Annotated in this window: 23 protein-coding genes; 12 read left to right on the forward strand and 11 right to left on the reverse strand. The window is 64.7% G+C overall.

Annotated features, from left to right (window positions below):
• Window positions 1-104: 104 nt before the first annotated feature.
• The 9 genes from IVB42_RS34960 (at window position 105) to IVB42_RS35000 (ending at window position 10,945) form a co-directional block, all read left to right on the forward strand.
• Window positions 105-1,724 (forward strand): ABC transporter substrate-binding protein, encoded by a 1,620-nt coding sequence (locus IVB42_RS34960; RefSeq protein WP_247393774.1) that lies wholly within the window; start codon window positions 105-107, stop codon window positions 1,722-1,724.
• Window positions 1,725-1,781: 57 nt separating this feature from the next.
• Window positions 1,782-2,813 carry an ABC transporter permease gene (locus tag IVB42_RS34965; protein WP_247393771.1) on the forward strand — a complete coding sequence of 344 codons (1,032 nt, stop codon included), beginning with the start codon at window positions 1,782-1,784 and terminating at the stop codon, window positions 2,811-2,813.
• Complete coding sequence (locus tag IVB42_RS34970; protein WP_247393769.1) at window positions 2,810-3,658, forward strand: ABC transporter permease; 849 nt, start codon at window positions 2,810-2,812, stop codon at window positions 3,656-3,658. The genes IVB42_RS34965 and IVB42_RS34970 overlap by 4 nt, the downstream gene beginning before the upstream one ends.
• Entirely contained in the window at window positions 3,655-5,325 is a 1,671-nt protein-coding gene (locus IVB42_RS34975; RefSeq protein WP_018458690.1) for an ABC transporter ATP-binding protein, read from the forward strand. The genes IVB42_RS34970 and IVB42_RS34975 overlap by 4 nt, the downstream gene beginning before the upstream one ends.
• A 141-nt stretch (window positions 5,326-5,466) precedes the next feature.
• The gene (locus tag IVB42_RS34980) at window positions 5,467-7,068 is read left to right on the forward strand and encodes an ABC transporter substrate-binding protein (RefSeq protein ID WP_085352391.1); all 1,602 of its coding nucleotides are present in this window, start codon (window positions 5,467-5,469) and stop codon (window positions 7,066-7,068) included.
• A 17-nt stretch (window positions 7,069-7,085) separates the two neighbouring features.
• The gene (locus IVB42_RS34985; RefSeq protein WP_085352392.1) at window positions 7,086-8,027 is read left to right on the forward strand and encodes an ABC transporter permease; all 942 of its coding nucleotides are present in this window, start codon (window positions 7,086-7,088) and stop codon (window positions 8,025-8,027) included.
• Entirely contained in the window at window positions 8,024-8,947 is a 924-nt protein-coding gene (locus IVB42_RS34990) for an ABC transporter permease (RefSeq protein ID WP_018458693.1), read from the forward strand. Before IVB42_RS34985 ends, IVB42_RS34990 begins: the two co-directional genes overlap by 4 nt.
• Before the next feature lie 19 nt (window positions 8,948-8,966).
• Window positions 8,967-9,956 carry an ABC transporter ATP-binding protein gene (locus IVB42_RS34995; protein WP_247338679.1) on the forward strand — a complete coding sequence of 330 codons (990 nt, stop codon included), beginning with the start codon at window positions 8,967-8,969 and terminating at the stop codon, window positions 9,954-9,956.
• On the forward strand, window positions 9,953-10,945 hold the full coding sequence (locus IVB42_RS35000; RefSeq protein ID WP_018458695.1) for an oligopeptide/dipeptide ABC transporter ATP-binding protein: 993 nt from the start codon (window positions 9,953-9,955) through the stop codon (window positions 10,943-10,945). The genes IVB42_RS34995 and IVB42_RS35000 overlap by 4 nt, the downstream gene beginning before the upstream one ends.
• 179 nt (window positions 10,946-11,124) lie before the next feature.
• Here the strand turns inward: IVB42_RS35000 and IVB42_RS35005 are convergent, their stop codons facing one another.
• From IVB42_RS35005 to IVB42_RS35055, 11 genes are all read right to left on the reverse strand, one after another.
• Window positions 11,125-11,412 (reverse strand): YciI family protein, encoded by a 288-nt coding sequence (locus tag IVB42_RS35005; protein WP_018458696.1) that lies wholly within the window; start codon window positions 11,410-11,412, stop codon window positions 11,125-11,127.
• 80 nt (window positions 11,413-11,492) lie between these two features.
• Window positions 11,493-12,467 (reverse strand): sugar ABC transporter substrate-binding protein, encoded by a 975-nt coding sequence (locus tag IVB42_RS35010; protein ID WP_247393767.1) that lies wholly within the window; start codon window positions 12,465-12,467, stop codon window positions 11,493-11,495.
• 42 nt (window positions 12,468-12,509) lie between these two features.
• On the reverse strand, window positions 12,510-13,487 hold the full coding sequence (locus IVB42_RS35015; protein WP_204510789.1) for an ABC transporter permease: 978 nt from the start codon (window positions 13,485-13,487) through the stop codon (window positions 12,510-12,512).
• Window positions 13,484-14,434, reverse strand: coding sequence for an ABC transporter permease (locus IVB42_RS35020; RefSeq protein ID WP_247370737.1), 951 nt, complete (start codon window positions 14,432-14,434; stop codon window positions 13,484-13,486). The genes IVB42_RS35015 and IVB42_RS35020 overlap by 4 nt, the downstream gene beginning before the upstream one ends.
• Complete coding sequence (locus IVB42_RS35025) at window positions 14,427-15,953, reverse strand: sugar ABC transporter ATP-binding protein (protein ID WP_085352395.1); 1,527 nt, start codon at window positions 15,951-15,953, stop codon at window positions 14,427-14,429. The genes IVB42_RS35020 and IVB42_RS35025 overlap by 8 nt, the downstream gene beginning before the upstream one ends.
• On the reverse strand, window positions 15,950-17,344 hold the full coding sequence (locus IVB42_RS35030) for an FAD-linked oxidase C-terminal domain-containing protein (protein WP_247393764.1): 1,395 nt from the start codon (window positions 17,342-17,344) through the stop codon (window positions 15,950-15,952). The genes IVB42_RS35025 and IVB42_RS35030 overlap by 4 nt, the downstream gene beginning before the upstream one ends.
• Window positions 17,345-17,399: 55 nt before the next feature.
• Window positions 17,400-18,284, reverse strand: coding sequence for an intradiol ring-cleavage dioxygenase (locus IVB42_RS35035; RefSeq protein WP_247393762.1), 885 nt, complete (start codon window positions 18,282-18,284; stop codon window positions 17,400-17,402).
• Window positions 18,285-18,299: 15 nt separating this feature from the next.
• On the reverse strand, window positions 18,300-19,202 hold the full coding sequence (locus tag IVB42_RS35040; protein WP_247393760.1) for an NAD(P)-dependent oxidoreductase: 903 nt from the start codon (window positions 19,200-19,202) through the stop codon (window positions 18,300-18,302).
• A gap of 20 nt (window positions 19,203-19,222) precedes the next feature.
• Window positions 19,223-20,593, reverse strand: a complete 1,371-nt coding sequence (locus tag IVB42_RS35045) for an amidohydrolase family protein (RefSeq protein WP_247393757.1) — start codon at window positions 20,591-20,593, stop codon at window positions 19,223-19,225.
• A 4-nt stretch (window positions 20,594-20,597) separates the two neighbouring features.
• Window positions 20,598-21,677, reverse strand: coding sequence for a maleylacetate reductase (locus IVB42_RS35050; RefSeq protein ID WP_247393755.1), 1,080 nt, complete (start codon window positions 21,675-21,677; stop codon window positions 20,598-20,600).
• The gene (locus IVB42_RS35055; RefSeq protein ID WP_247393752.1) at window positions 21,674-21,997 is read right to left on the reverse strand and encodes a Dabb family protein; all 324 of its coding nucleotides are present in this window, start codon (window positions 21,995-21,997) and stop codon (window positions 21,674-21,676) included. Before IVB42_RS35055 ends, IVB42_RS35050 begins: the two co-directional genes overlap by 4 nt.
• Before the next feature lie 108 nt (window positions 21,998-22,105).
• Between IVB42_RS35055 and IVB42_RS35060 the strand changes: the two genes are divergently transcribed.
• Genes IVB42_RS35060 through IVB42_RS35070 form a run of 3 tightly spaced genes read left to right on the forward strand, consistent with a single transcriptional unit; the run spans window position 22,106 to window position 25,296 of the window.
• The gene (locus IVB42_RS35060; protein WP_247471917.1) at window positions 22,106-23,029 is read left to right on the forward strand and encodes a LysR family transcriptional regulator; all 924 of its coding nucleotides are present in this window, start codon (window positions 22,106-22,108) and stop codon (window positions 23,027-23,029) included.
• Between the two features lie 43 nt (window positions 23,030-23,072).
• Complete coding sequence (locus tag IVB42_RS35065) at window positions 23,073-23,540, forward strand: MarR family transcriptional regulator (RefSeq protein ID WP_247393748.1); 468 nt, start codon at window positions 23,073-23,075, stop codon at window positions 23,538-23,540.
• 46 nt (window positions 23,541-23,586) lie between these two features.
• Entirely contained in the window at window positions 23,587-25,296 is a 1,710-nt protein-coding gene (locus IVB42_RS35070) for an FAD-dependent oxidoreductase (RefSeq protein ID WP_247455616.1), read from the forward strand.
• Window positions 25,297-25,323 lie beyond the last annotated feature (27 nt).

A 25,323-nucleotide genomic window follows, 5' to 3' on the forward strand; every position in this document is an offset into this window, starting at 1 on the left:
CGCGACAAAGCGTCCACAAGAGCGCATCAAGAGACTGGCGCGCAACTTGCTTCTTTCTTAACCTGTCCTGTCGGCGTTCTTGTCGAAAATTTTGGGGAAAACGAATGCGTTTTGTGTCTTTCAGGATGGCATCCTCCGTGCTCGCCACCACTGCGCTTCTGCTTGTCGCCGCTGCGCCTGCGCAAGCGCAAACCAGGGCGGAGACGCTGCGCTATGTCACCGGTGCATCGGTCAACACGCTCGATCCCAACATCCCGGGCTCGACGCGGGAATCCTTCGCACTGAGCATGAGCACTTACGACCGCCTTGTGGCGTTCGGCCGCAAGCAGCTCAACGGCAAATGGGTGTTCGATCTCGACAAGATCACCGGCGAGCTCGCCGAATCCTACGACGTCAGTCCGGACGGACTGAAGCTGACGTTCCGTCTGCGCAAGGATGCTAAGTTCCAGGACGGCTCGCCCGTGACCGCCGAGGACGTCAAATGGTCGCTGGATCGCTGCGTCACCGCGCCGATCCTCGGCAAGGCACAATTGCTGACGGGATCATTGACGTCGGCTGACCAGTTCAAGGTGATTGATCCCCTCACAATCGAAGTGACGCTGCCGAAACCCGACAAGCTCGCGCTGCCGAATCTCGCGACCGTCTACCCGCTGATCATCAACTCGAAAGTCGCCAAGGAGCATGCGACACCAGAGGATCCATGGGCCACGGCCTGGCTGAAGGAGCACACCGCCGGCAGCGGTGCTTATGTGATCGAGAGCTTCAAGCCCGGCGAGCAGGTGATCATCAAGCGCAACGAGGCCTGGAACCGCGGCTCGCCCGACAAGCCAGCCTTTTTCAAGCGCGTGATCGTGCAGTCCGTGCCGGAGCCCGCGACCCGGGCCAATCTGGTCGAGCGTGGCGATGCCGATCTCGTCGTTGATCTCCAGGCCAGCGACGTGCAGTCGCTCGAAGTCAAGGGCAAGCTCAAGGTGATCTCGACGCCGCAATACAATTCGATCACCTTCGTCTCGATGAACAACCAGATCCCGCCTTTCGACAACGTCAACGTCCGCCGCGCCGTCGCCTTCGCGCTGCCCTATGAGGACATGTTCAAGGCTGCCCTGTTCGGTCGCGGAGCCCCGCTGTTCGGTGCGACTTGGCCGGATGGCAAGCCGTTGAACGGCATCTATCCGTTCCAGGCGCCGGTGAAGACTGATCTCGACAAGGCGAGGGAGTATCTGAAAGCTGCTGGACTCCCGGAGGGTTTTTCGACCACCTTCAGCTTCAACGTCGGCCAGGCCTCGACCGCCGAGCCGATGGCGGCCCTCGTGAAGGAATCGCTTGCCAAGATCGGGATCAAGGTCGACATCCAGAAGCTGCCGGATGCGCAGATGTCCACGCAAATCAACGAGAAGAAGCTGCCCTTGTTCACGGAAGGCATCGTCGCCTGGCTGCCCTCGACCGATTACTTCTACCGCAATTTCTACACCGGCAATCAGCGCTGGAACTACAGCTCGATCAACAATCCGGAGCTGGCGACGATCGCGCAGGAAGCGCGCTTCGAGCCTGATAAGGCCAAGTACGAGGAAGCCGGCCGCAAGCTCAACGCGATCCATTTCAGCGAGATGCCGCAGATCCCGCTGTGGCAGCCCAACCAGGACGCCGTGATGGCCTCGTCGATCGAGGGCTACACCTATGAATTCCATCGTCAGGTCGACTATCGCGACGTCAGCCGCAAGTGACTTCAAAAAGTAACTTGAGCAAGAAATCATGTCTGCAAACCAGAGGCTCTGAAGGTGATGACAGGTCTTGGTGCGACGGTGGCGCGGGCGGGGAGGCGGCTTCTGTCGTCGCTGCCGGCGTTGTTCGGCGTGCTGGTCTTCACCTTTCTCCTGATGCGGGTCCTCCCCGGAGATCCCGCGGTGTTCTTCGCCTCGGGGCCCAATGCCGGCAAGGATGAGATCGAGCAAATCCGCAAGCAGATGGGGCTCGACAAGTCGGTGCCGGAGCAGCTCGTGTTCTATCTGTCCGATATCGGCCGCGGCAATCTCGGCCGCTCTATGATGACCGGACAGCCGGTCCTGAAGGACCTTCGCGAACGGCTGCCGGCCTCGCTGGAGCTCACCTTCACGGCGCTGCTGATCGCGCTGATCGCGGCGGTCCCGCTCGGCGTGGTCGCAGCCTTGAAACCGGGATCGCTGGTCGATCACGGCGTGCGGCTGTTCTGTGCGCTCGGCGTCTGCGTGCCGACCTTCGTCTCGGGCCTGCTGCTGATCTATGTGTTCTACTATCTGCTCGGTCTTGCGCCTGATCCGACCGGGCGGATCGACGTCTTCACCTCACTGCCGCCGCAGCGCACCGGGTTCCTGTCGATCGATTTCCTGCTCGCGGGGGACATCGAAGGCTGGTGGGCGGCCTGCAAGCAGTTGATCCTGCCGGCGCTGAGCATGGCCCTGTTCGTCATCGCGCCGCTGGCGCGGATCACACGTGCCTCGATGCTGGTCTCGCTCGGTAGCGATTTCGTGCGCACCGCGCGCTCCGTCGGATTGTCCTGGCAGAAGGTCGTCGTCACCTATGCGCTGCGCAATGCGATCCTTCCCGTCATCACCATTGCAGGCATCGTGTTCTCGACCATGCTTGGCGCGAATGTCCTGGTGGAGAAGGTGTTCTCCTGGCCGGGCGTCGCCTCCTACGCGCTCGATGCGCTGCTGTCGTCCGACTATGCGCCGGTGCAGGGTTTTGTGCTGCTGATGGCTGGCATCTTCGTGCTGGTCAATCTGGTCGTCGATATCTGCTACGGCATCGCCGATCCCAGGGTGTCGATCGGATGATCAGCGCAACCCTCCGCCATTCGGTCTGGATTTTGCGCGGCAACCCGCTGACCGGCGTCGCCGCGGCCGGTGTCCTGCTGTTCGTCCTGATCGCGATCTTCGGACCGTGGCTCGTGCCCTATGATCCCATCGTCTCCAATGTCTCGGAGGCCTTGCAGCCGCCGAGCGCGGCGCACCTTGCCGGCACCGACCAGCTCGGGCGCGACGTGTTCAGCCGCCTCGTCGTTGCGGCACGGCTCGACCTCGCCATCGCGGTCTCGGCGGTCGGCATCTCCTTCGTCATCGGCGCCGTCGTGGGCTCGTTCTGCGGCTATGCCGGCGGCAGGCTCGACCGCTCGGTCGGCCGCTTCGTCGATGTCATGATGGCCTTTCCGCTGTTTGTGCTGGCGATGGCGATGGTTGCGGCGCTCGGCAACCGGATCGAGAACATCGTGATTGCGACCGCGATCATCAATCTGCCCTTCTACATCCGCTTCGCCCGTGCCGAGGTCAACGTCCGGCGCAATGTCGGCTGGGTGGAGGCGGCGCGTTCCTGCGGCGAGAGCCATTTCTCGGTGGTGCTGCGCTTCCTGTTGCCGAACATCCTGCCGGCGATGGCGGTGCAAATCTCACTCAACCTCGGCTGGGCGATCCTGAACGCCGCCGGTCTTTCCTTCATCGGCCTTGGCGTCAAGCCGCCGACCCCGGAATGGGGCATCATGGTCGCGGAGGGGGCGCGCTTCATCTCGACGGGGCGGTGGTGGCTGGTGGCCTTTCCGGGCCTCGCGTTGATGATGGCCGTGCTGTGCTTTAACCTCCTCGGTGACGGGATGCGGGACATTCTCGATCCGCGCATGCGCACATGAGCGAGGAATTGCTCAGGATCGACGACCTCCACGTCGAATTCTCGACGCGACGAGGGATGGTCGAGGCCGTGCGCGGTGTGACGCTCACGGTCGAAGCCGGCGAGATGCTTGGCCTCGTCGGCGAAAGCGGCTCTGGTAAGTCGGTCACCGGTTTTGCCACGACGCGGCTGCTCGATGCGGCCGGCCGCGTCACCGCAGGCAAGATACTGTTTCGCGGGCAGGACGTCACAAAACTCAGGGGTGACGATCTCCGGCAGCTCCAGGGCGCCGCGATGTCGATGATCTTCCAGAACCCGCGGGCGGCGCTCAATCCGATCCGCGCGATCGGTTTGCAGATCGCGGACGCGATCCTCACGCACAAGCGGATATCGAAGGATGCCGCCCGCGCCGAAGCGCTGGAGCTGTTGCGCGCCGTCCAGATCCGCGACCCCGAGACGCGGATGAACGCCTATCCGCACGAACTTTCCGGCGGCATGTGCCAGCGCGTCATGATCGCGATCGCGATTTCCTGCAATCCCGCGCTCTTGATCGCCGATGAGCCGACGACCGGACTCGATGTCACCACGCAGAAGGTGGTGATGGACCTCCTGGCGGAGATTGCCGCCGCGCGCGGCATGGCGACGATCCTGATCACGCACGATCTCGGGTTAGCGGCGCGATATTGCCGCCGTATCGCGGTGATGGAACGCGGCCGCATCGTCGAAGAGGCAAGCCCCAGGACGCTCTTCGGCGCGCCGCAGCACGCCTATACCAGGCGGCTGGTGGCGGCGTCGCCAACCGCGACCTCCGGGATCGCGGACCTCGTGACGGAAGAGGAGCGGGAAGGCTACGCGGCTGTCATCGGCAGGCCCAGACGGGAGCCCGTCCACGGGACTCCGCCGCTGCTGGAGGTGCGCAAGCTCGCAAAACGCTTCGACGAGGGCGCTGCGGCGGTGGCGGACTTCTCGATGACGATGGCGGGCGGCGAGAGCGTCGGCCTCGTCGGTGAATCCGGCTCCGGCAAGAGCACGACGTCGCGCATGATCTGCCGCCTGATCGACCCGAGCGAGGGCGAGATCGTGTTCGACGGCCAGGCGATCGGCCATGTGGCGTCGCGCGACTTTCACCGCTCGCAGTTCCGCAAAGATATCCAGATGGTGTTCCAGGACCCGAACGAGAGCCTCAATCCGCGCTTCACCGCCTTCGACTGCATCGCCCATCCCCTGATGCGGCTCGATCGTATGCGTGGGGGCGATGCGCTGCGCAAGCGGGTGGAAGACTGCGCCGATCGCGTGGGGCTGCCGCTGGATCTGTTGCCGCGCTTTCCGCATCAGCTCTCCGGCGGCCAGAAGGCGCGCGTCGGCATCGCCCGTGCCATCGCCTGCCGGCCGCGCCTTCTGGTGCTGGACGAGCCGACCGCTGCGCTCGACGTCTCCGTTCAGGCCGTGGTGCTGCAACTGCTCGACCGCCTGCGGCGCGAGAACGACATCGCGCTGCTGTTCGTCAGCCACGATCTCAACGTGGTGCGGATGCTCTGCGACCGCACCATCGTGCTGCGCAATGGCGGCATCGTGGAGCAGGGCGAGAGCCGGGCGTTGTTCGACAATCCCAAGACCGACTACACGCGCAAGCTGGTCGAGGCGATCCCGCATATCGAGACCGGCCCGGTGCTGGCGGCCGCGCTTTGAGGTCTCGACTGGCCCAGCTAGTGCGGATATCGCGCTGGCGAAGGTCTGGTTAGTGGCATACCATTTGCACGCCAATGAGCTCTGGTTTCACCTGTTCTTGGCCAACGATGGCCGGCATCACGGCACTATTGGGAGGATTTCATGGATCGCAGGACCGTATTGAAGGGACTGGCCGGCGCGGGCGGTCTGGCATTGAGCGGCCTCTCGGCCCCGGCGATCGCACAAGGCGCCTCCGCGCGCACCCTGCGCTTCGTGCCGCAAGCAAACCTTGCCAATTTCGACCCGATCTGGGGCACGCAATATGTCGTGCGCAATGCCGCCGCGCTGGTCTGGGATACGCTCTACGGCGTCGATTCCGCGCTGCAGCCGCAGCGGCAGATGGTCGAGGCCGAGGAAGTGACCGACGACGGCACCACCTGGACGTTCAAATTGCGGCCGGGGCTCAAATTCCATGACGGCGAGCCGGTGCTGAGCAAGGACGTCGTTGCGAGTCTCACTCGCTGGGCGGCACGCGATCCGATGGGGCTGATGCTCAAGGCGCTGCAGCAGGAACTCACCGCTGTCGACGACCGCACCTTCAAATGGGTGCTGAAGCAGCCGTTCCCGAAGATGCTCTATGCGCTCGGCAAGAACAACTCGCCTTGCGCCTTCATCATGCCGGAGCGCATCGCGCAGACCGACCCGTTCAAGCAGATCGGCGATTATGTCGGCTCGGGGCCGATGAAGTTCGCCAAGGGTGAGTGGGTCCCGGGCGCCAAAGCCGTGTTCGAAAAATTCGCCGACTATGTGCCGCGGCAGGAGAAGGCATCGTGGCTCGCCGGCGGCAAGCAGATGCTGCTCGACCGCGTCGAATGGATCGTGATGCCGGATCCGGCGACCGCCGCGGCCGCGTTGCAAAACGGCGAGATCGACTGGTGGGAGAACCCCATCGCGGACCTCGTCCCGGTCCTGAAGAAGAACAAGAACATCAGCGTCGACATCGGCGATCCCCTCGGCAATGTCGGCTCGTTCCGCATGAACTTCCTGTATCCGCCCTTCAACGACGTGCGGGCGCGGCGCGCAGTGCTGATGGCGATGAGCCAGGAAGACTATATGCGTGCGCTCGTCGGCGACGACAATTCGCTGTGGAAGTCGCTGCCGGGCTTCTTCACGCCCGATACGCCGCTCTACACCGAGGCGGGCGGCGAAGTCTTGAAGGGCAAGCGCGATCTCGACGCCGCCAAGAAGCTGCTCGCGGAGAGCGGCTATTCCGGCCAACCGGTGACGTGCCTGGTGGCGCAGGACCAGCCGATCACCAAGGCGTTCGGCGATGTGACCGCCGATCTCTTGAAGCAGCTCGGCATGAATGTCGATTTCGTCGCGACCGATTGGGGCACGGTCGGCTCCCGCCGCGCGCAGAAGACGCCGCCCGGACAGGGCGGCTGGAACATGTTCCACACCTGGCATGCGGGCTCGGACTGCATCAATCCGGCGCCCTACACCGCCATTCGCGCCAACGGCGACAAGGCGTGGTTCGGCTGGCCGAGCAGCCCCGGCACCGAGAAGGAGGTCACGTCCTGGTTCGAGGCCAAGAACCTCGACGAGGAGAAGGCCGCGGTCGCTCGCCTCAACAAGGTCGCGCTCGAGGACGTCGTCTACGCGCCGACCGGCTTCTTCCTCAGCTACACGGCCTGGCGCAAGAACGTCTCCGGCATCACGAAAGGGCCGCTGCCGTTCTTCTGGGGCGTGTCGAAATCCGCATGACCCTGCGCTGAAGCCAGATGCTCTCCTACATCCTCCGGCGTATCGCCTCGACCTTGCCCGTGATGGCGATCGTCGCGCTGTTCGTGTTCAGCCTGCTCTACATCGCGCCGGGGGATCCCGCCGTGGTGATCGCGGGCGATCAGGCAAGTCCGGAGGATGTGGAGCGCATCCGTCAGAGCCTCGGGCTCGACCGACCCTTCCTGATCCAGTTCGGCAGCTGGGTCTGGCGCATTCTGCACGGCGATCTCGGCACCTCGATCTTCACCAATCTGCCGGTCTCGACCATGATCGGCCAGCGTCTCGGGCCGACGCTGTCGCTGATGATGGTCACGCTCCTGCTCACGATCGTGGTCGCGGTGCCGCTCGGCGTGCTGGCGGCCTGGAAGGCGGGAAGCCTGATCGACCGGGCCATCATGGCCTTTGCCGTGTTCGGCTTCTCCCTGCCGGTCTTCGTCGTCGGCTATGTCCTCGCCTACGTCTTTGCGCTGGAGCTCGAATGGCTTCCCGTGCAGGGCTATACGCCGCTCGCCCAGGGCCTCTGGCCCTGGCTGCAAAACCTGATCCTGCCGTCGATCGCACTCGGCTGTGTCTACATCGCGCTGATCGCGCGTATCACGCGCGCCACCATGCTCGAAGTGCTGCAACAGGATTATATCCGCACCGCGCGCGCCAAGGGCCTCGGGCAGGGCGGCATCCTGTTCGTCCACGCGCTGAAGAACGCGGCAGTGCCGATCGTCACGGTGATCGGGATCGGCATTGCGCTTCTGATCGGCGGCGCGGTCGTCACGGAAAGCGTGTTCGCGATTCCCGGCCTCGGCCGGCTCACGATCGACGCGATCCTGCGCCGCGATTATCCCGTCATCCAGGGCATCGTGCTGCTGTTCAGCTTCGTCTACGTCCTCGTCAATCTGATGATCGACGTCGTTTATACGCTCGTTGACCCGAGGATCCGCTATTGACCGACACGACCGTCAATCCGCAAGCGCTGCCGGCGGGCTTCGTCCTCGCGCCGCAACTGCCGGAGATTCTTCGGCCCGTCGTGATCCGGCGCGGCTTCATCGGCCTGCTGCGGGGCCATCCCACCGTCGCCATCGGTGGCACGTTGCTGCTGATACTCGTCCTGATCGCGATTTTTGCGCCTTATCTTGGCACGGTGGATCCGACCGCACTTGCGCCGGCCAAGCGCACCCGCGCGCCGTCGGCGCTTTACTGGTTTGGCTCCGACGTGCTCGGTCGCGACATCTATTCACGCGTGCTGTTCGGCGCGCGCGTCTCGCTCACGGTCGGCTTGTCCGTTGCGATCTTCGCCTCCGCGGCCGGTCTCGCCATCGGCATCGTCTCCGGCTTCATCCGCTGGGCCGACGGCATCTTGATGCGCTTCATGGACGGCCTGATGTCGATCCCGCCGATCCTGCTGGCGATCGCGCTGATGGCGCTGACACGCGGCAGCGTCGGCAACGTCATTCTGGCGATTACGGTTGCCGAAATCCCGCGGGTTTCCCGCCTTGTCCGTAGTGTGGTGCTGTCGCTGCGCGAACAGCCTTACGTGGATGCGGCGGTCGCCTGCGGTACGCGCACACCGATGATCATCCTGCGCCACATCCTGCCCAACACGCTGGCGCCGATGCTGATCCAGGCAACTTACATTTGCGCCAGTGCGATGATCACGGAAGCGATCCTGTCCTTCATCGGCGCGGGAACGCCGCCGACCATTCCGTCTTGGGGCAACATCATGGCCGAGGGGCGGGCGCTGTGGCAGGTCAAGCCCTACATCGTGTTCTTTCCGGCGGCGTTTCTGTCCGTCACCGTGCTCGCCGTGAATTTGCTCGGCGACGGTCTTCGCGATGCGCTCGATCCGCGCATGGCCAAGAGCCTGTAATGGCGAGGGGCTGATCCCGATGGCGCTGCTTGAAGTCGAAAACCTCCAGACCCACTTCCGCACGCCCAGCGGCATCAACCGCGCGGTGGAAGGCGTGTCGTTCCATGTCAACGAGGGCGAGACCCTCGCCATCGTCGGTGAGTCCGGTTGCGGCAAGTCGGTGACCTCCATGTCGCTGATGCGGCTGATTCCGGAACCACCGGGAAGGATCGCCGGCAGCATCCGCTTCGCGGGCAAGGACCTGCTGCAAATGTCGGATCGCGAGATGCGCGCGATCCGCGGCAACGACATCTCGATGATTTTTCAGGAGCCGATGACCAGCCTCAATCCGGTCCTGACTGTCGGCCGCCAGATCCGCGAGACGCTGATGATCCACCAGGGCCTGGACAAGCAGGCCGCGGAGGCGCACGCCATTGAGATGTTGATTCTGGTCGGCATTCCCGAGCCGACGCGTCGCGTGCGTGAATATCCGCATCAGCTCTCCGGCGGCATGCGCCAGCGCGTCATGATCGCCATTGCACTCGCCTGCAATCCAAAGCTTCTCATTGCGGACGAGCCGACCACCGCCCTCGACGTGACGATCCAGGCGCAGATCCTGAAATTGATGCTGGATCTCAAGCACCGGGTTGGCGCAGCCATCATCCTGATCACCCACGATCTCGGTGTCGTCGCCGAGATCGCCGAACGCGTCATGGTCATGTATGCCGGCCGCAAGGTCGAGGAGGCGCCGGTGGCGGAACTGTTCCGTTCGCCGCGTCATCCGTATACGCAAGGCCTGCTCGGCGCAGTGCCGCGGCTCGGCTCGTCGCTGACCGGCACGGCGAGACGGCTGGCGGAGATCCCCGGGCAGGTGCCTGATCTGCGCAAGCCCATCGTCGGCTGCGTCTTCGCCGGACGTTGCGCGCTCGCGACCGATCTCTGCCGGCAGTATGCGCCGGGGCTCGAAGAGAAGGGCCCACGTCACGTCGCGGCCTGCCATTATGCGGCCAAGGGAGCGGTCGCGGCATGAGTCCTCCGCTGCTCCAGGTCAACGACCTCAAGAAGCACTTCCCGGTCAAAAAAGGCCTGTTCAGCCGCAAGTCCGAATGGGTCTATGCGGTGGACGGTGTGTCGTTCGAGATCGCGCGCGGCGAGACGCTCTCGCTGGTCGGCGAGTCCGGCTGCGGCAAATCGACGGTCGGCCGTGCGATCCTGCGCCTGTTCGACATCACGGCAGGGCAGGTCATCCTCGACGGCCAGCGTATCGACGACGCTCATCCGAGCACGATGCGTCAGATGCGCCGCCGCGTGCAGGTGGTGTTCCAGGACCCGTTCTCGAGCCTCAATCCGCGCATGCGCGTGCGCGACATCCTGGCCGAGCCGATCCGCAATTTCGGCCTCGCCAAATCCGCGATCGATCTCGAGACACGCGTGACGGCGCTGATGGACACCGTGCGCCTGCCGCGCGAGGCGCTGAACCGCAGGCCGCACGAATTCTCCGGGGGCCAGCGCCAGCGCATCGGCATCGCGCGTGCGCTCGCCGCCGAGCCCGAGCTGATCGTCTGCGACGAGGCGGTGTCGGCGCTCGACGTCTCGGTTAAGGCCCAGATCGTCAATCTGCTGCAGGATCTGCAGCGCGAGTTCGGCCTGGCGCTGCTGTTCATCAGCCATGACCTCGCGATCGTCGAGCACATGACCCATCGCGTCGCGGTGATGTATCTCGGCAAGATCGTCGAGGTGGCGCCGCGCTACGAGATCTTCGCCGCGCCAAAGCATCCTTACACCAAGGCGCTGCTCTCGGCGGTGCCGCTGCCCGAGCCTGGCGCTCAGCGCAATCCCATCATCCTCAAGGGAGACGTGCCGAGTCCGATCAACCCGCCGAGCGGGTGCCGCTTCCACACCCGTTGCCCATACGTATTCGATCGCTGCCGGACCGAGGAGCCGACATTGCGCGCGGCTGGACCCGAGCAGTGGGTGGCCTGTCATCTCGAAGAAGGTGCGACGGTGACGAGCGGCTAGCCGTCTGGGCGGTCGCAAAGCTCTGGATCGAGGCGCAGGGGCGTCAATCGGGCGAGGATGACACTCTGCTCCTGTTTTGCCCGACGAGTCAAAAACGTTTGCGACGAAAATTCATGTGTAAAAACAACCTCATTCTACTGTGCATGGGGTTGTTTTCGCGTTTTTTGTTTTAGCCGCCTTCAACCCTGGCGGCGCAGGAAGCCCGTGATCGTGACCTTTTCCCAGATGTCGGCCGCGGCAAACGGATCGGCTTGGTTGAAAGCCTCGACCTCGCTGCGGCCGGGCGCCTCGATCAGGAACAGGCTGCCAATCATCCTCTCGCCGTCGTCGGAGACCAGCGGCCCTGACATCACGATCTTGACGCCGAAGCGCGAGGTGTCGCTCAGGAAAGCCTTGTGGGCGTCGTAATTGGCGAGCCGGATCGGCAGCGCGCCGGCGCGGTCGAGGGCGTGAATGGCGAACAGCATGATGGTCTCCGTTTATATCACGTTTTCTTGGGACGGCCGCGGCTGCGGCCGTCCGGGCTTGTCGTGATGGCGGCGGTTGGTTACTTGCCGCCGAGCTTGCTGGCTTCTTCGAAAGTCGGGCAGCTCCGTTGCTCCAGCGGCACGTCGAACGGCTGGTAATTGTCCTTGGTGATCACGGTCGGCTTCAGCACGATCTCAGCAATGACGGGCTGGTTGCGCAAGGAGCGGATCGCCATCATGGTGCCGAGGCAGCCTTGAAAGAATCCGTTGTAATCGCCGCTCGCGAGCAGCTTGCCGGACTTGATCGCGTCGATCGCTTCCTTGGTGCCGTTGATGCCGATCACCTGCGCCTTGCGGTTGGCGCCGTCGAGGGCCTCGATCGCGCCGACCGCCATGGCGTCGTTGGCGGCGAGCACGCCGTCGATCTGCGCGTTCGACTGCATCAGATTCTCCATCACCTGGAGCGCCTGGAGCCGCTGGTAATTGCCGGGCTGCGAGGCCAGCAGCTTCGCACCGGCATTTTCCTTCAGCGCGTCGTTGAAACCGCGGACGCGGTCGACATTGGTCAGTGAGCCCTTGACGCCCTCGATGATGACGATGTTGCCCTTGCCGCCGAGCCTCTTGAGCAGGAAGCGCGCGGTCTCGAGCCCGAGGCTGTAATCGTCGGCGCCGACGAAAGACAGGAACTTGCCGCCGGCCGAGCGATCGGTGATGTTGACGACGGGGATCTTGGCCTCGTTGATCTTCTCCACGCCCGGCACCATCGCCTTGTAGTCGACCGGCGTGAAGACGATGGCGCTAGGCTTCTTCACCACGACGTCCTCGATCTGGCTGAGCTGCTCGGGAATGCTGTCGGGCTTGGTCGGGATGTATTGCAGCGTCTTCGCGTTCAGCGTCTTCGCCATGTTGTCCGCGCCGACCCGCACCGTCTGGAAGAACGGATTGGTCTGGTTCTTGGTAAAGACGGCGATGGTCTCGCCATCGGCTCGCGCTTGCGTGGTGAGCGCGGCCGCCATCAGCAGCGGCAGCGCCAAATAACCCAGTGTCTGTTTCATGTTGCCTCCATCCCTCATTTTGCTTGTTGGTCGTTCAAGAGCTCATTGCGCGCGGCGGCGGGTCTTCATGTCGAGCCAGACCGCGAGAATGACGATGATGCCTGTCACCAGCGGCTGCCAGTTGGCGCTGACCGACAAGAGGTTCATGCCGTTCAGCACCAGCGTCAGGATCAGCGCACCGATGAAAGTGCCGAACACGGTGCCGACGCCGCCGAACAGGGAGGTGCCGCCGATCAGCACCGCGGCGATCGCGGGCAGCGTCAGGCTTTCGCCGATGTCGGCCTCGGCCGAATTGAGCCGCGACAGGAAGATGATCGAGGCGAGCCCCGCCATGGTGCCGGAGACGGCGTAGACCAGCAGCAGGCGTCGGGCGACCGGAATGCCGGAGAGCCGCGCCGCGACCGGATTGGCGCCGATCGCGTAGATCTCCTGGCCCCAGATCGTTCGCTGCGCAAACAGCGTTCCGATCCCGAGGAACACCAGCAGCAGATAGACCGGGATCGGCAGGCCGAATAGATAGCCGCTGCCGATCTGGCGGAACCCGGCCGGGAAGCCGTGAAGGGTTTCACCCGCCATGTACCAATAGGTGAGGCCGTTCAGCACCCAGAGCATGCCGTAAGTGGCGATGAAGGAGGGGATGCGCAGCGCGGTGACCATGACGCCGTTGAGGAGCCCAACGATGCCGCCGCAGGCAAGTCCGGTGAGGATGCCGAGCGCCGGCGAGCCGGTCTTGTGGATCACGGTCCCGGCGATGCAGGCGGACAGCGCGACATTGGCGCCGACGGAGAGATCGAGGCCCGCGGTCAGCACCACCAGGGTCAGGCCGGAGGCGATGAAGAAGGTCAGGCTCGCCTGCCTGAGCACATTGAGAATGTTGCCGAGGCTCAGGAAGGAATCGCTGAGCACGGCGAGCACCGCACAAATCAGCAGCGCCGCAAGCAGGCGATAGAACATTTGGATCGCGTCCTGCGACAGGAACGAGCGGGGCGGCGCGATGGCGTCTTTGCTGATGTCGGTCATGCGCGGCTCCGCAGGCCGTCAAGGAAGAGGGCAACGATGACGAGGACGCCGACGCTTGCGACCTGCACCGAGGACGGCAGCGAGATCAGGTTCAGCCCGTTGCGCAGCACGCCGACCGAGAGCACCCCGAGCAGCGTGCCGAGCAGCCAGCCATTGCCGCGCTCGAACGACGTGCCGCCGACGGCGACGGCCGCGATCGCATCGAATTCGAGACCGAGGCCCGCGGTTGGATGCCCGGAATTCATCCGCGCAGTCATCAAGAGGCCGGCGATGCCGGCCATGGCGCCGCCGATCGCATAGACCGCGATCAGCAGCTTGTTCGGTGAGAGGCCGGCGTAGCGCAGCGCCTCGCGGTTGCCGCCGAGCGCGAAGATGTAGGTGCCGAAGCGGGTGTGATAGAGCAGGCCGTGGAAGACCGCGTAGGTCACTAGTGCCATCACGATCGGCACGGGAATTCCCAAAAGCGTCGCCGAATAGATGTCGCGCACGCTGTGGGGGATGCCGACCACGCTCTGGCCGTCGCTGACGATCAGCGATAGGCCCTGCGCCATGCCGAGCGTGCCCAAGGTCGCAACGAAGGGCGGGATGCCCACGATGGCGACCAGCCAGCCATTGGCGAAGCCGAAGGCCGCGCCGACGAGGAGCCCGGCACCGAGGCCGAGCAACATCGAGTGGGTGGTGAGCGAGACGATGGCGACGCAGAGCGAGGTCAGCGTCAGCACCGCGCCCATCGACAGGTCCAGCCCCTCGGTCATGATGATCAAGGTCATCGGCAGCGCGAGCATGGTCAGGATCGTCGACTGCACCAGCACGTTGGAGAGGTTGGCGACCGACAGGAAGCCGGGCGCGATCGTGCTGAACAGCGCGATCAGCAGCACCAGCACGATGGCAACGCCGGGAACCCGTTGCAGCGGATTCGGTTGAGAGACGACCGCGGCCTCACGCATGATGCATCCCCAGTCGCACGATGTTCTCCTCGGTCAGCTCGCTACGCGCGAGATGCCCGGCGATGCGCCCTTCGCGCATCACATAGGCGCGGTCGCAGACGTGGCAGATCTCGACCTGTTCGGACGAGATCATCAGCGCGGCCGCGCCTTCCGCGACAAGGCGGTCGATCAGGGCGAAGATTTCGGCCTTGGCGCCGATGTCGATGCCCCGGGTCGGCTCGTCGAAGATGAAAAGTTTCGAGCCGGCGGCGAGCCACTTGCCGATCACGACCTTCTGCTGATTGCCGCCTGAAAGCAGGCCGACGGTCTGCCGTGCGCTAGGCGTCGCAATGCGTAGCTGACGGATCAGGCCGTCGGCAGTGCGCTGCGCACTGCGCTGGTCGAACAACCCGCTCGGGAACAGTTTTCGCAGCGCCGACACTACCAGATTGTCGCTCACCGATCGCAGCAGCGCGAGACCTTCGCTCTTGCGGCTCTCCGGGATCAGCGCAATGCCGCGGCGGGCGGCGAGGTCGGGCTCACCGGAAATGACTTTGCCGTCGAACACGATCTCGCCTGATGTCACGGGATCGGCACCGAAGATCGCGCGCGCGACTTCGCTGCGACCGGAGCCGACCAGGCCACACAGGCCGACAATCTCACCGCGGCGCACCTCGATGTTGATGTCGGCGATCCCCGTCGATGAACTCAAGGCCTTGACCTCGAGCAGCAGCTCGCCGGGCTTGTCGGCAAAATTGCGCGGGTAGGTCATGTCGACGTTGCGACCGACCATCATGCGGACGAGCTGGTCCGGCGTGACGTCAGCAGGTTTGACGCCGTCGATGCGGCGGCCGTCACGCAGCACGGTGATGCGGTCGCCGAGCGCGAACACCTCCGCCATGCGGTGCGAGATGTAGACGATCGAGACGCCGTCGGCCTTCAGCCGCGCGATCAGCGCGAACAGCAGCTCGGTCTCGCGATCGGATAGCGCCGCAGTCGGCTCGTCCATCACCAGGATGCGGGCGTTCTGGCTGATCGCCTTCGCGATCTCGACCATCTGCTGCTGCGCCACCCCCAGCTTGTCAACGATGGTGGAGGGATCGATGTCAAAGCCGATCGTGCCGAGCACGCGCGCCGCGTCGGCCAAAATCTTGCGGCGATCGATCGTGCCGGGGATGCGGCCCTTCGGCTCGCGGCCGAGAAAAATGTTCTGGGCGATATCGAGATGGGGGACGAGGGAGAATTCCTGGAAGATCACGGCAATGCCGAGCTTCTGCGCGTCCGCGGCCGAGTGGATCGCGACCGGCTCGCCTCTGTAGTAGAACTCGCCGGCATCGGCGCGATAGGCGCCGCACAGCACCTTCATCAGGCTCGACTTGCCGGCGCCGTTCTCGCCCAGCAGCATGTGGACTTCGCCGGGGAAGACGGCAAAGGAGACGTCGTCCAGCGCCTTGACGCCGGGAAACTCCTTACTGATGTCGCGCAGCTCAAGGAGCGGGACAGGTGAGGCGGGCTCGACGGCTAATGCGGCGGTGCTCATGCCTGCGCTCCGCCTGCAAAGATCTTTCCGGGGTTCATCAGTCCGTCAGGGTCGAGCGCGGTCTTGATCGACCGCATCACATCGACGGCCTCGCCGAGCTCGTCGGTGAGATAATCGATCTTGCCGAGCCCAATGCCGTGCTCGCCGGTGCAGGTGCCGTCCATGGCAATCGCGCGGGCGACCATGCGGGCCTGCAGCGCCTTGGCGCCTTCGGCTTCCTCGGGCCTGGCCGGATCGATCAGAATCAGCATGTGGAAATTGCCGTCGCCGACATGCCCGACGATCGGCGCCGTAAAACCGTGCTCGTCCGCGTCGCGCCGGGTATCCGTGAGGCATTCCGCCAGTCGCGAGATCGGCACGCAGACGTCGGTGATCACGGCACGCGCGCCGGGGCGCAGGCCCAGGCCCGCATAGAGCGTGTTGTCGCGGGCGTGCCAGAGCCGGCTGCGATCCTCCGGTGCCTTGGACCAGGCAAAGCCGTGGCCGCCATGGTCGGCGGCGATGGCCTGTGCGGCCTCGGCCTGCTCGGCGACGGAAGTCTCGGAACCATGGAATTCAAAGAACAGCGTCGGGGCTTCGCGATAGCCGAGCTTCGCGTAGGCGTTGATGCCGCGCATCATGACGTCGTCGAGCAACTCGATACGCGCGATGGGGATCGCGGACTGGATCACGGAGATCGCGGTGTCCACGGCGTTGTGCAGGGTGTCGAAGCTGCAAACCGCGGCCGAGATCGCCTGCGGCACGGGATGCACCTTCAGCGTGATTTCGGTGATGAGTCCGAGCGTGCCCTCGGCGCCGACGAACATGCGCGTCAGGTCGTAACCGGCGGCTGACTTGCGCGCGCGTCTGGCGGTCAGGATCACGCGGCCGTCGGCCAGAACCACCTCCAGCGCCATGACGTTGTCCTTCATGGTGCCGTAGCGCACCGCCATCGTGCCGGAAGCTCGCGTGGACGTCATGCCGCCGATCGAGGCGTCGGCGCCGGGATCGATCGGAAAGAAAAGCCCAGTGCCGCGCAGCTCCGCATTGAGCTGCTTTCGGGTGATGCCGGGCTGCACGACGACGTCCATGTCGCTATCGTGCACCGTCAGCACCTTGTTCATGCGTGCGAAGTCGAAGCAGACGCCGCCCGCGACCGCGGCCGCATTGCCTTCGAGCGAGGTCCCGGCGCCGAACGGAACGATGGGCATATTCGCGCCGGCGCACAGTTTGACGATCTCCGCGACCTCCTGCGTGGTTTCAGGAAAGACGACGATGTCGGGCGGCAGGTTGCGATAATGCGACTCGCTCTGCCCATGCTGATCGAGCACGCCACGCGCGACGCTCGCGCGCGGGCCGATCATGCCCATGAGGCGATCGGCCAATATGCTCGTGCTGACCCGCGGTCCCATCCTTGCTCCCTGTCTGCCTTGTTGTCGGACTCTTGTCTGGTCCGCGGTGTTCAGCTTATGCGGCTCTCGCGCTGCTCGCGACCTGCTTCAAGCCGAAATCATAGTTGAGGTGAAAATACTCGCTGTCTACCATGCGACCATCGGGCGCACGGCCGGGCGGGCACTGCACAAATTCGCGGATCAGGCTGTCCTTGACGCCGAACACCACGTCGCTGTCGAGATACTGGTCGCCGGCCACGAACACATGGGTCACGAGTTGCTCGAAGCCGGGCGCCGAGATCATGAAATGCACGTGCGCCGGGCGCCAGGGATGGCGGCCCTGGACCGCCAGCATGTCCCCAACTGTGCCGTCATGTGGGATCGGATAGGCAGCCGGCTTGATCGACCAGAAATTGAAGCGGCCGTTCTGGTCGGTGTGGAAGCGCGCCCGCATCGCAAGATCGCCGATCTTGTCGAGCTGCTGCACGTCGTAATAGCCATCATCGTCGGAATGCCAGACATCCACGACGGCGCCGGCAAGCGGCCGTCCGTCGACGGTCGACACCGAGCCGGTGACGAGCATCGGATCGCCTTCCATCGGGCCGGAGATGTCAGCGCCGTTGTCTTTCTCGGGCGACGCCTGCACGAAGAACGGACCGAGCACCGTGGTTTCGGTGGCGCCTTCCGGCACGGGATGATTGATCGCGTCGACCAGCATGGAGACGCCGAGCGCGTCCGACAGCAGGATGAACTCCTGGCGCTTGTCGTCGCACATGTGGCCGGTGCGGGTCAGGAACTCGATGCCGTATTCCCATTCCTTCTGGGTCGGTCGCACCTCGCGGACGAAGGCATGAAGGTGGCGCACCAGCGCTTCGCTGACCTGCTTGATCCGCGGATCGGTCGCGCCTGCGATCCGCTCCAGCACCGCGTCCGTGATCGTGTTCTCGTTGAAATTTCGCATAGGTGCCTCCGTGAATCAGAGTTTGGGCTCGCCGAGGCCGGACAGCCGCTCGAGGTGCTTGACGGTCGCGATGAAGTCGGCGTCGCCGTCGCCCTGCGCGACCAGCGAGCCATAAGTCTCGCGCACCTGGGCTGCGAGCTGAAGCGGCACGCCGATGGCGTGGCCGGCACCGAGGATCAGATCGAGATCCTTGGCCATCTGCCTGCAGGAGAAGGTCGAGCCGAAATCGCGGTTACGCAGCGGCGCGGTCTTGTACTTCACCATCGGCGAGGCGACCGCGCTGTCGTCGAGGACTTTCAGAACGTCCTGCCAGCCGATGCCGCCCTTGCGCGCCAGCGCCAGGCTCTCCGCCATCATCGCGGCCGACACCGCGATCATCAGATTGACCGCAAGCTTCGCATATCGCGCTTCCTCGCCAGGCCCGAGATAGGTCTGGGCGCGGGTGAAGGCGGCGAGCAGCGGCTTTGCGTTTTCGTAGGTGTCCTCCGGGCCGGAGACGAAGCAGCTCAGCGCGCCGGTGTGGACGATACTGGCATTGCCCGAGACCGGCGTACGCAGGTAGAAGACGCCGCGCGCCTGGGCGGCGGCGTCGACCTCTGCCGACGCCTCGACGCTCACGGTGCTGGTCTCGATCAGGACAGATCCGGCAGCCATCGCGGCGATGAGGCCGGTGGAGCCGAGCAATGCGCCGCGCAAGGCAGCGTCATCGGGCAAGGACGTGACGATCGCGGCCTTGCCATCCACGGCCTCGGCCGGTGAAGCGGCAATCGAAATGCCTTGCGTGCGAGCCTCCTCGAGCCGTGCGGCGCTCCGGTCGAACGCGGTCACGGCATAACCGGCCTTGGCGACGAGCACCGACATTGGCAGGCCCATCTTGCCGATCCCGATGAAAGCGATGTGTTTCGAAGCGTCCGTCATCGTTGTTGTCCTTGACGCCCTCAGGCGGCGTGTCCCTGTCGTTCGATGTCGTGCACCAGTCGCCGGCCGGATTGCACGAGCAGTTCCTTCTTCGCCCCCAGGCCCTCGGCCAGCAGCCGACCATTCCGCTTCTTCCACACGCCGCCGATCATCACGGCCTCGATATTGGCAAGGCTCGTCTGCATCACCACGGTGGAAACGGGATCGTGCACCGGGACGAGGTTGAGATCGGAGCAATTGATGATGACGAGGTCGGCGAGCTTGCCCGGTGTCAGCGAGCCGATCTGGTCCTCGCGGCCGAGCATGCGGGCGCCTTCCGTCGTGATCCAGCGCAGCGCCTCGCGGACGGGGATCGTGGTCGTCGCTGGAATGGTGCCGCTGGCCTTGAGCGACTCGGCGTTGTCGAGCGCCCGCTGCATCGAGAGCGCAACGCGCGCGGCGGAGAAGAGGTCGCCCGCCAGTACGGATTCCAGATCGATGCCGATGGTCGGCCGCACGCCGCGCTTGAGCAGCCGTCCGGTGATCGGAAAGCCGTGGCCCTGGATCATTTCGTTCTCCGGCGTCACCGAGAAGGAGACGCCGAGATCGACCATCCGGTCCAGCAGTGGGTCAGGCAGGTCGTTGCCGTGGACGATGTTGATTCCGGCGCCCACGAGACCCGCCTCGATCAGCTTCTCCCAGCCACCGGGCGTCTTCGCAGGACCACCGCCCTGATGCATCGATGCGATCAGCTTGAATTCCCGCGCCATGCGAAAATCGTGCATGGCGACGTCCAGCGTCGAATAGTGCGGGCCGAGGATCGCGAGTCCAAGCGTGACGAGGCCGTCGCGGTCGGCGAGGGGCCCCGCCAGCAGTCGTTCGACCTCATTGCGTGGATGCGGCACTTCCGAGAAGTGCCGCTCGCCCGGCTTCGGTTCGGGCTTGGGCGAGCCGTGGAAGAAGGCCGCACGGATACCGCTCTCGATCAGGCCGCGCACGGCGGCGTCGGTATGATCAGGCGTCGGATTGTTGTGGCACCAGTCGACCAGCGTGGTGGTGCCCTGGTTCATCTGGTTCAGCGCGCCGACCAAGGTCGCGATATAAATGTCCTCGGGCCTGAACACCGTAGCGAGCCCCGCATGCATGCGGCGGAAGTATTCCAGCAGCGTCCAGTTGGCGGCATAGCCGCGTAAGCCCGTCTGCCAGGTGTGCATATGGGCGTTGATCAGGCCGGGGATGACGATGCGCCCGGTGCCGTCGACGATCTCGGTTTCGGCCGCGCCGCCGACGTCGATCGATGGACGGACGTCAACGATGCGGCTGCCCTCGATCAGCACGTCGCCGCCAGGTAAATCGCCGATCGTGTCATCCATGCTGATGATGACAGCGGATTTGATGAGCGTGCGCCGCATCGAATCAAACTGCCGTTTTGATGGCGCCGGGCGGCTCGCCGGCCCAGGCGCGCGCGATCAGGTCGCGAATGGCGTTGCGATCAAGCGGGCGCGGGTTCCAGTAGGCGTTGGTGACGGCGAGATCCGCAGCCTTGTCGATGCCGCCTTCGGGCATGCCGATGTCGCGCAATGCGACCTTCGCACCCAGCCGCTTCGCGAGCTCGAAAAGTCCTTGCGGTGCATCGGCGGCGCCGATTGCGCGTGAGATCCGCGCCATCGCATCGGGCACGGCCGGCGCGTTATAGGCCAGCGCGTGCGGCAGCACGATGGTGTGGGTCTCGGCATGCGGCAGGTCGAAGGTGCCGCCGAGCGTGTGGCAGAGCTTGTGATGCAGCGCCATGCCGACGGTACCAAGGCAGACGCCGCACAGCCAGGCGCCATAGAGCGCCTCGGTGCGAGCCTCGCGATCGTCGCCCTTGGCGGCGATGGCGGGCAGGGCATATGCCAACGCGCGAATGCCTTCTTCTGCCATCAGCGAGGTGACGGGATTGGTGTCGCGCGCGTAGAGCGCTTCTACCGCATGTGCGATGGCGTTGATGCCTGATGTCGCGGCCAGGCTCGCCGGCAGCGTCAAAGTGAGATCGACATCGTAGATCACGGTCTCCGGCAGGATGGCGGCGTCGCGGACCGTGGTCTTCAGGCCATTCTCGGTCTGGCCGACGATCGGCGTCATCTCCGAGCCGGCATAGGTCGTGGGAATGCAAAGCTGGTTGATGCCGGTGCGCAAGGCCAGCGCCTTGCCGAGGCCGGTCGTGGATCCGCCACCGAGGGAAATGACGCAGTCGGCCTCGCACGCCTTCATCGCCGCGAGCGCCCGCTCCGTGACCTCGACCGGCGTGTGCATGGTCGCGCCCGGAAAGATGCCGCCGTAGAGCGGACCGAGCGCCGCGCCCAAACTTTTGCCTTGCGCCTCCTGCTGCGGCGTCGTCAGCACCAGGGCGCGCTTGCCACCGAGCCGCTCGACCTCGGCCTTGGCCGAGGCCAAAGTTCCGCTGCCGAACACGACGCGGCAGGGCAGGTTTTCAAAGGTGAACGTACCGATCATGCGCCGGTCTCTTTGATGGGATAATCGACCTGGAAGCGTCCGATCCGCAAGTCGCCCAGCGCCTCGCGCACGCGCAGATGTTCCGGGTGGGTGGCATAGGCCGCGAGCGCAGCGTGGTCGGTGAATTCGGAGAACAGAACGACGTCGCAGGCGTAGTCGACATCGCTGACATCGAGACCGACTTCGATATGGGTGAGGCCGTCGATCCGGCCGCGCAAGCCCTCGAACAGGGTCTTGACCTTGACCCGGGCGGCGGCCCGCTCCGCGGGCGTCTCCCCGCGCAGCCGCCACATCACGATGTGCCTGATCCGGCCCGACATTTCCCTGTTTCCTCGCCTGCTATCTTGCTTGTGTTTGGGCCATTTTGACTTGCGGGATACGGAAATAAAGCTCAATAATCGTAAGTCTCTTTTCCCGTTTGCGAAAAAATGGACCGCCTGCTCCAGTTGGAAGTATTCGCCAAGACGGCTGAGCTCGGCAGCATGTCCAAAGCTGCCGAAGCCCTACGCATGTCGAATGCTGCCGCGAGCCGCCATCTCAGCGCTCTCGAGGAGCGCCTTGCAGTCCGGCTGATCGAGCGCAACACCCGTCGGCTGTGGTTGACTGAGGCGGGGCAGGAGCTGCTGGAGCGCTCGAGCCGGGTTTTGAGCGAGCTGGCGGAGGCCGAGGACATCGTCAGCGATCGCGCGCTGTCGCCGCAAGGCATGCTGCGGGTCACGAGCTCGCTGTCCTTTGCGGTGATCTATCTGGCGCCGATGCTGCCAGCCTTCCGCGCGCGCTATCCGAAGCTCAATATGCAGATCACCACCGCCAACCGGTACTCCGATTTTATCGAGGCCGGCATTGACGTGGCGATCAGGACGCGCGAGCAGGAGCCGGATTCCAACATCATCGTCCGCCGCATCGGCCAGATGCGGCGGGTGCTCGCTGCTGCGCCGTCCTACCTCGCAAGCTGCGGCGAGCCGGAGCAGCCCGCCGATCTCGCGCGCCACAACATGCTGGTCTACAATCTCGCCAACGATCCCTATTCGCTGCGCCTGCGCAAGGGCAATAGCGCCCAGACTGTTCGCATCACGCCGACGCTCGACAGCAATGACGGCCAGGTCATCCGCGGCGCCGCGCTGGCGGGGCTCGGCATCCTCATCCAGCCGCTCTATATCGTGCAAAGCGATATCGCTGCCGGCCGCCTCGTCCCCGTTCTGATGGACTGGGAGCTGCCGCTGCTCACGATGAACATCGCCTACCAGAACCGTGCCGGACTGCCTGCCAAGATCAGGGTCTTTTCCGACTTCCTGGTCACCCACATCCGCGAGCATTCGCAGCCGGGGATCTGGATCGACGCGGCGAAGTGAGCGACATTTTCGAATTCAGGCGGCTTTGTAGAAGGCACATCCATTGAAAGCCAGGACATCCGGCACCGCATGGCGGCATGCCAACATCGGTCGGCTGCTCAACAACGCGGTGCGGCGCTTCGAAGGTCGTGTGCTCGAACTGATGAGCGAGAAGGGGCATGGCGAAACGCGGATCGCGCATGTCGGCCTCACACGTAATCTCGACGTGGAGGGGACCAGACTGACGGAGCTCGCCCGCCGCGCCTCCATGAGCAAGCAGGCGATGGGCGAGCTGGTCGATCAATGCGCTGAGCTCGGCTTGGTCGATCGCATCGCCGATCCGACCGATCGGCGCGCGCGCATCGTCATGTTCACGCCGGCCGGGCGCAAATGGCTCGATGCGTTCCGCGATGCGGTCGACGTCGCCGAGCAGGAGATGCGCGCCGAGCTCGGCAAGGCCACGATGGACGCGATCCTGAAGGGACTGACGGTCTATGGCGCGACGTTCGATACGCTCGACGACGCCAATTAGTCAGGCTACTTGACGATATCGTCAGGCGACCTTACCATGCAGAATAATGCTGGTAAGGAGAAGCGCCTTGGAAACATGTCTGACGGCCTCGGTGCTCATCGTGGGTGGGGGGCCCTGCGGCCTGATGCTCGCCAACGAGCTCGGCCGGCGCGGCGTGTCCGCGATCCTGGTCGATGAAAAGCCGGGCACAGCATTCAATCCGCAAGCCAATGCGACGCAAGCGCGCTCGATGGAGCACTATCGGCGGCTGGGTTTTGCCGACGAGATCCGACGCGAAGGTCTGCCTGCGGATTACCCGACCGACGTTGCGTATTTCACGCGCTACACCGGTTACGAGCTGGCCCGATTTCAGTTGCCGTCATCGTCACGCGCGGGCGAGCTCGTCAAGGGCATGTCGGGCTCCTGGAGCGCCGCCGAGCTGCCGCATCGGGTCTCGCAAAAATACGTCGAGGCGGTGCTGCGCCGCCACGCCGAACGGCTTCCCGGAATACGGCTCAGCTACGGTCATCGTCTGATCAGCTACGTCGAGAGCGATGACGGCGTTATCGCCGAGATCGAATGTCTCGATGACAACAGCCGCTTTCAGGTCCGGGCCGACTTCCTGGTCGGAGCCGACGGGCCGCGCTCGATGGTCCGGCAATCGCTCGGGATCGTCTACGGCGGCGAAACCGGAACGCAGCGCGATTTCATGGGCGGCCGCATGCTGGCGGTCTATCTCCGTTCGCCTGGCTTCTACGCGAGCATCCCGCATGCCAAGGCGTGGATGTACAATTGCTTCAACGGCGACCGCCGCGCCTTCATGGCATCCGTGAATGGTCGCGACGAATTTGCGTTTCACACGCAGCTTCGGCCCGGCGAAGACGAGAGTGCGATCACAATCAACGAGGCCAAAGCAGCGTTCCAGCGTGCCTGCGACGCGCCGATTGACTGCGAAGTGCTGTCATTCGTGACCTGGACCGCCGGCCACGCGCTGGTCGCGAACGGAATGCAGCGGGGCAGAGTGTTCCTCGGCGGCGACGCGGCGCATCTGTTCACGCCGACCGGAGGCCTTGGCTACAACACGGCGATCGAGGATGCGGTCAACCTCGGCTGGAAGCTCGCAAGCGTCGTCAAGGGTGTGAGCCCGGCGGGGCTGCTCGACAGCTATGAGGTCGAGCGGCGTCCGGTGGCGCTGCGCAACACCGATTATGCGCGTCGCTTTGCCGACTCGCTCGGTCTGTTCGCGCCTGCGCCTGACATCGAGGACGCCACCGAGGCCGGCGACGAGGCGCGGCGGACGGCGGGCGTCTATCTCGAACAGCACGCCCGCGCGGAATTCAACATTCCCGGCGTCACCTTCGGTGGGCGCTACGACGGCTCGCCGATCATCGTCTCCGACGGCAGCCAGCCGCCGCCCGATGCCGCGAACGTCTACGTTCCGAGCGCCTGTCCCGGCGGCCGCGCCCCGCATACGTGGTTGGAGGACGGCGTCTCGCTGTACGACCTGTTCGGGTTCGAGTGGACGCTGCTCCAGTTCGGCGAGGTCATGACCGCTCATGCGTCAGTCGTCGAGACCATCCGTGCGATCGGGGTTGATGTGAAACTCGTCACGCTGCCGAAATCCCTGCGCGATCTCTATGAGGCGGATGTGGCTTTGATACGCCCCGACCAGATCGTGGCCTGGCGCGGCAGCGCGTCACAGGCTGGTACGATCGGGCGCGTCCTTGCCCGAGCACTCGGACACAACGCGAGCGACGGCGCACGGCTGGCAAGCTGATCGACTCTCGCCGTTGCACCCGACCAG

Origin of the sequence: Bradyrhizobium sp. 45, assembly GCF_023073155.1 — a bacterium.
GTDB classification, from domain to species: Bacteria; Pseudomonadota; Alphaproteobacteria; order Rhizobiales; family Xanthobacteraceae; genus Bradyrhizobium; species Bradyrhizobium canariense_D.

What these genes read in the sequence shown, in the direction of transcription:
- IVB42_RS34960 (WP_247393774.1), top strand. Translation starts at nt 105, where the DNA reads ATGCGTTTTGTGTCTTTCAGGATGGCATCCTCCGTGCTCGCCACCACT.
- IVB42_RS34965 (WP_247393771.1), top strand. Translation starts at nt 1,782, where the DNA reads ATGACAGGTCTTGGTGCGACGGTGGCGCGGGCGGGGAGGCGGCTTCTG.
- IVB42_RS34970 (WP_247393769.1), top strand. Translation starts at nt 2,810, where the DNA reads ATGATCAGCGCAACCCTCCGCCATTCGGTCTGGATTTTGCGCGGCAAC.
- IVB42_RS34975 (WP_018458690.1), top strand. Translation starts at nt 3,655, where the DNA reads ATGAGCGAGGAATTGCTCAGGATCGACGACCTCCACGTCGAATTCTCG.
- IVB42_RS34980 (WP_085352391.1), top strand. Translation starts at nt 5,467, where the DNA reads ATGGATCGCAGGACCGTATTGAAGGGACTGGCCGGCGCGGGCGGTCTG.
- IVB42_RS34985 (WP_085352392.1), top strand. Translation starts at nt 7,086, where the DNA reads ATGCTCTCCTACATCCTCCGGCGTATCGCCTCGACCTTGCCCGTGATG.
- IVB42_RS34995 (WP_247338679.1), top strand. Translation starts at nt 8,967, where the DNA reads ATGGCGCTGCTTGAAGTCGAAAACCTCCAGACCCACTTCCGCACGCCC.
- IVB42_RS35000 (WP_018458695.1), top strand. Translation starts at nt 9,953, where the DNA reads ATGAGTCCTCCGCTGCTCCAGGTCAACGACCTCAAGAAGCACTTCCCG.
- IVB42_RS35005 (WP_018458696.1), bottom strand. Translation starts at nt 11,412, where the DNA reads ATGCTGTTCGCCATTCACGCCCTCGACCGCGCCGGCGCGCTGCCGATC.
- IVB42_RS35010 (WP_247393767.1), bottom strand. Translation starts at nt 12,467, where the DNA reads ATGAAACAGACACTGGGTTATTTGGCGCTGCCGCTGCTGATGGCGGCC.
- IVB42_RS35015 (WP_204510789.1), bottom strand. Translation starts at nt 13,487, where the DNA reads ATGACCGACATCAGCAAAGACGCCATCGCGCCGCCCCGCTCGTTCCTG.
- IVB42_RS35020 (WP_247370737.1), bottom strand. Translation starts at nt 14,434, where the DNA reads ATGCGTGAGGCCGCGGTCGTCTCTCAACCGAATCCGCTGCAACGGGTT.
- IVB42_RS35025 (WP_085352395.1), bottom strand. Translation starts at nt 15,953, where the DNA reads ATGAGCACCGCCGCATTAGCCGTCGAGCCCGCCTCACCTGTCCCGCTC.
- IVB42_RS35030 (WP_247393764.1), bottom strand. Translation starts at nt 17,344, where the DNA reads ATGGGACCGCGGGTCAGCACGAGCATATTGGCCGATCGCCTCATGGGC.
- IVB42_RS35035 (WP_247393762.1), bottom strand. Translation starts at nt 18,284, where the DNA reads ATGCGAAATTTCAACGAGAACACGATCACGGACGCGGTGCTGGAGCGG.
- IVB42_RS35040 (WP_247393760.1), bottom strand. Translation starts at nt 19,202, where the DNA reads ATGACGGACGCTTCGAAACACATCGCTTTCATCGGGATCGGCAAGATG.
- IVB42_RS35045 (WP_247393757.1), bottom strand. Translation starts at nt 20,593, where the DNA reads ATGCGGCGCACGCTCATCAAATCCGCTGTCATCATCAGCATGGATGAC.
- IVB42_RS35050 (WP_247393755.1), bottom strand. Translation starts at nt 21,677, where the DNA reads ATGATCGGTACGTTCACCTTTGAAAACCTGCCCTGCCGCGTCGTGTTC.
- IVB42_RS35055 (WP_247393752.1), bottom strand. Translation starts at nt 21,997, where the DNA reads ATGTCGGGCCGGATCAGGCACATCGTGATGTGGCGGCTGCGCGGGGAG.
- IVB42_RS35060 (WP_247471917.1), top strand. Translation starts at nt 22,106, where the DNA reads ATGGACCGCCTGCTCCAGTTGGAAGTATTCGCCAAGACGGCTGAGCTC.
- IVB42_RS35070 (WP_247455616.1), top strand. Translation starts at nt 23,587, where the DNA reads ATGCTGGTAAGGAGAAGCGCCTTGGAAACATGTCTGACGGCCTCGGTG.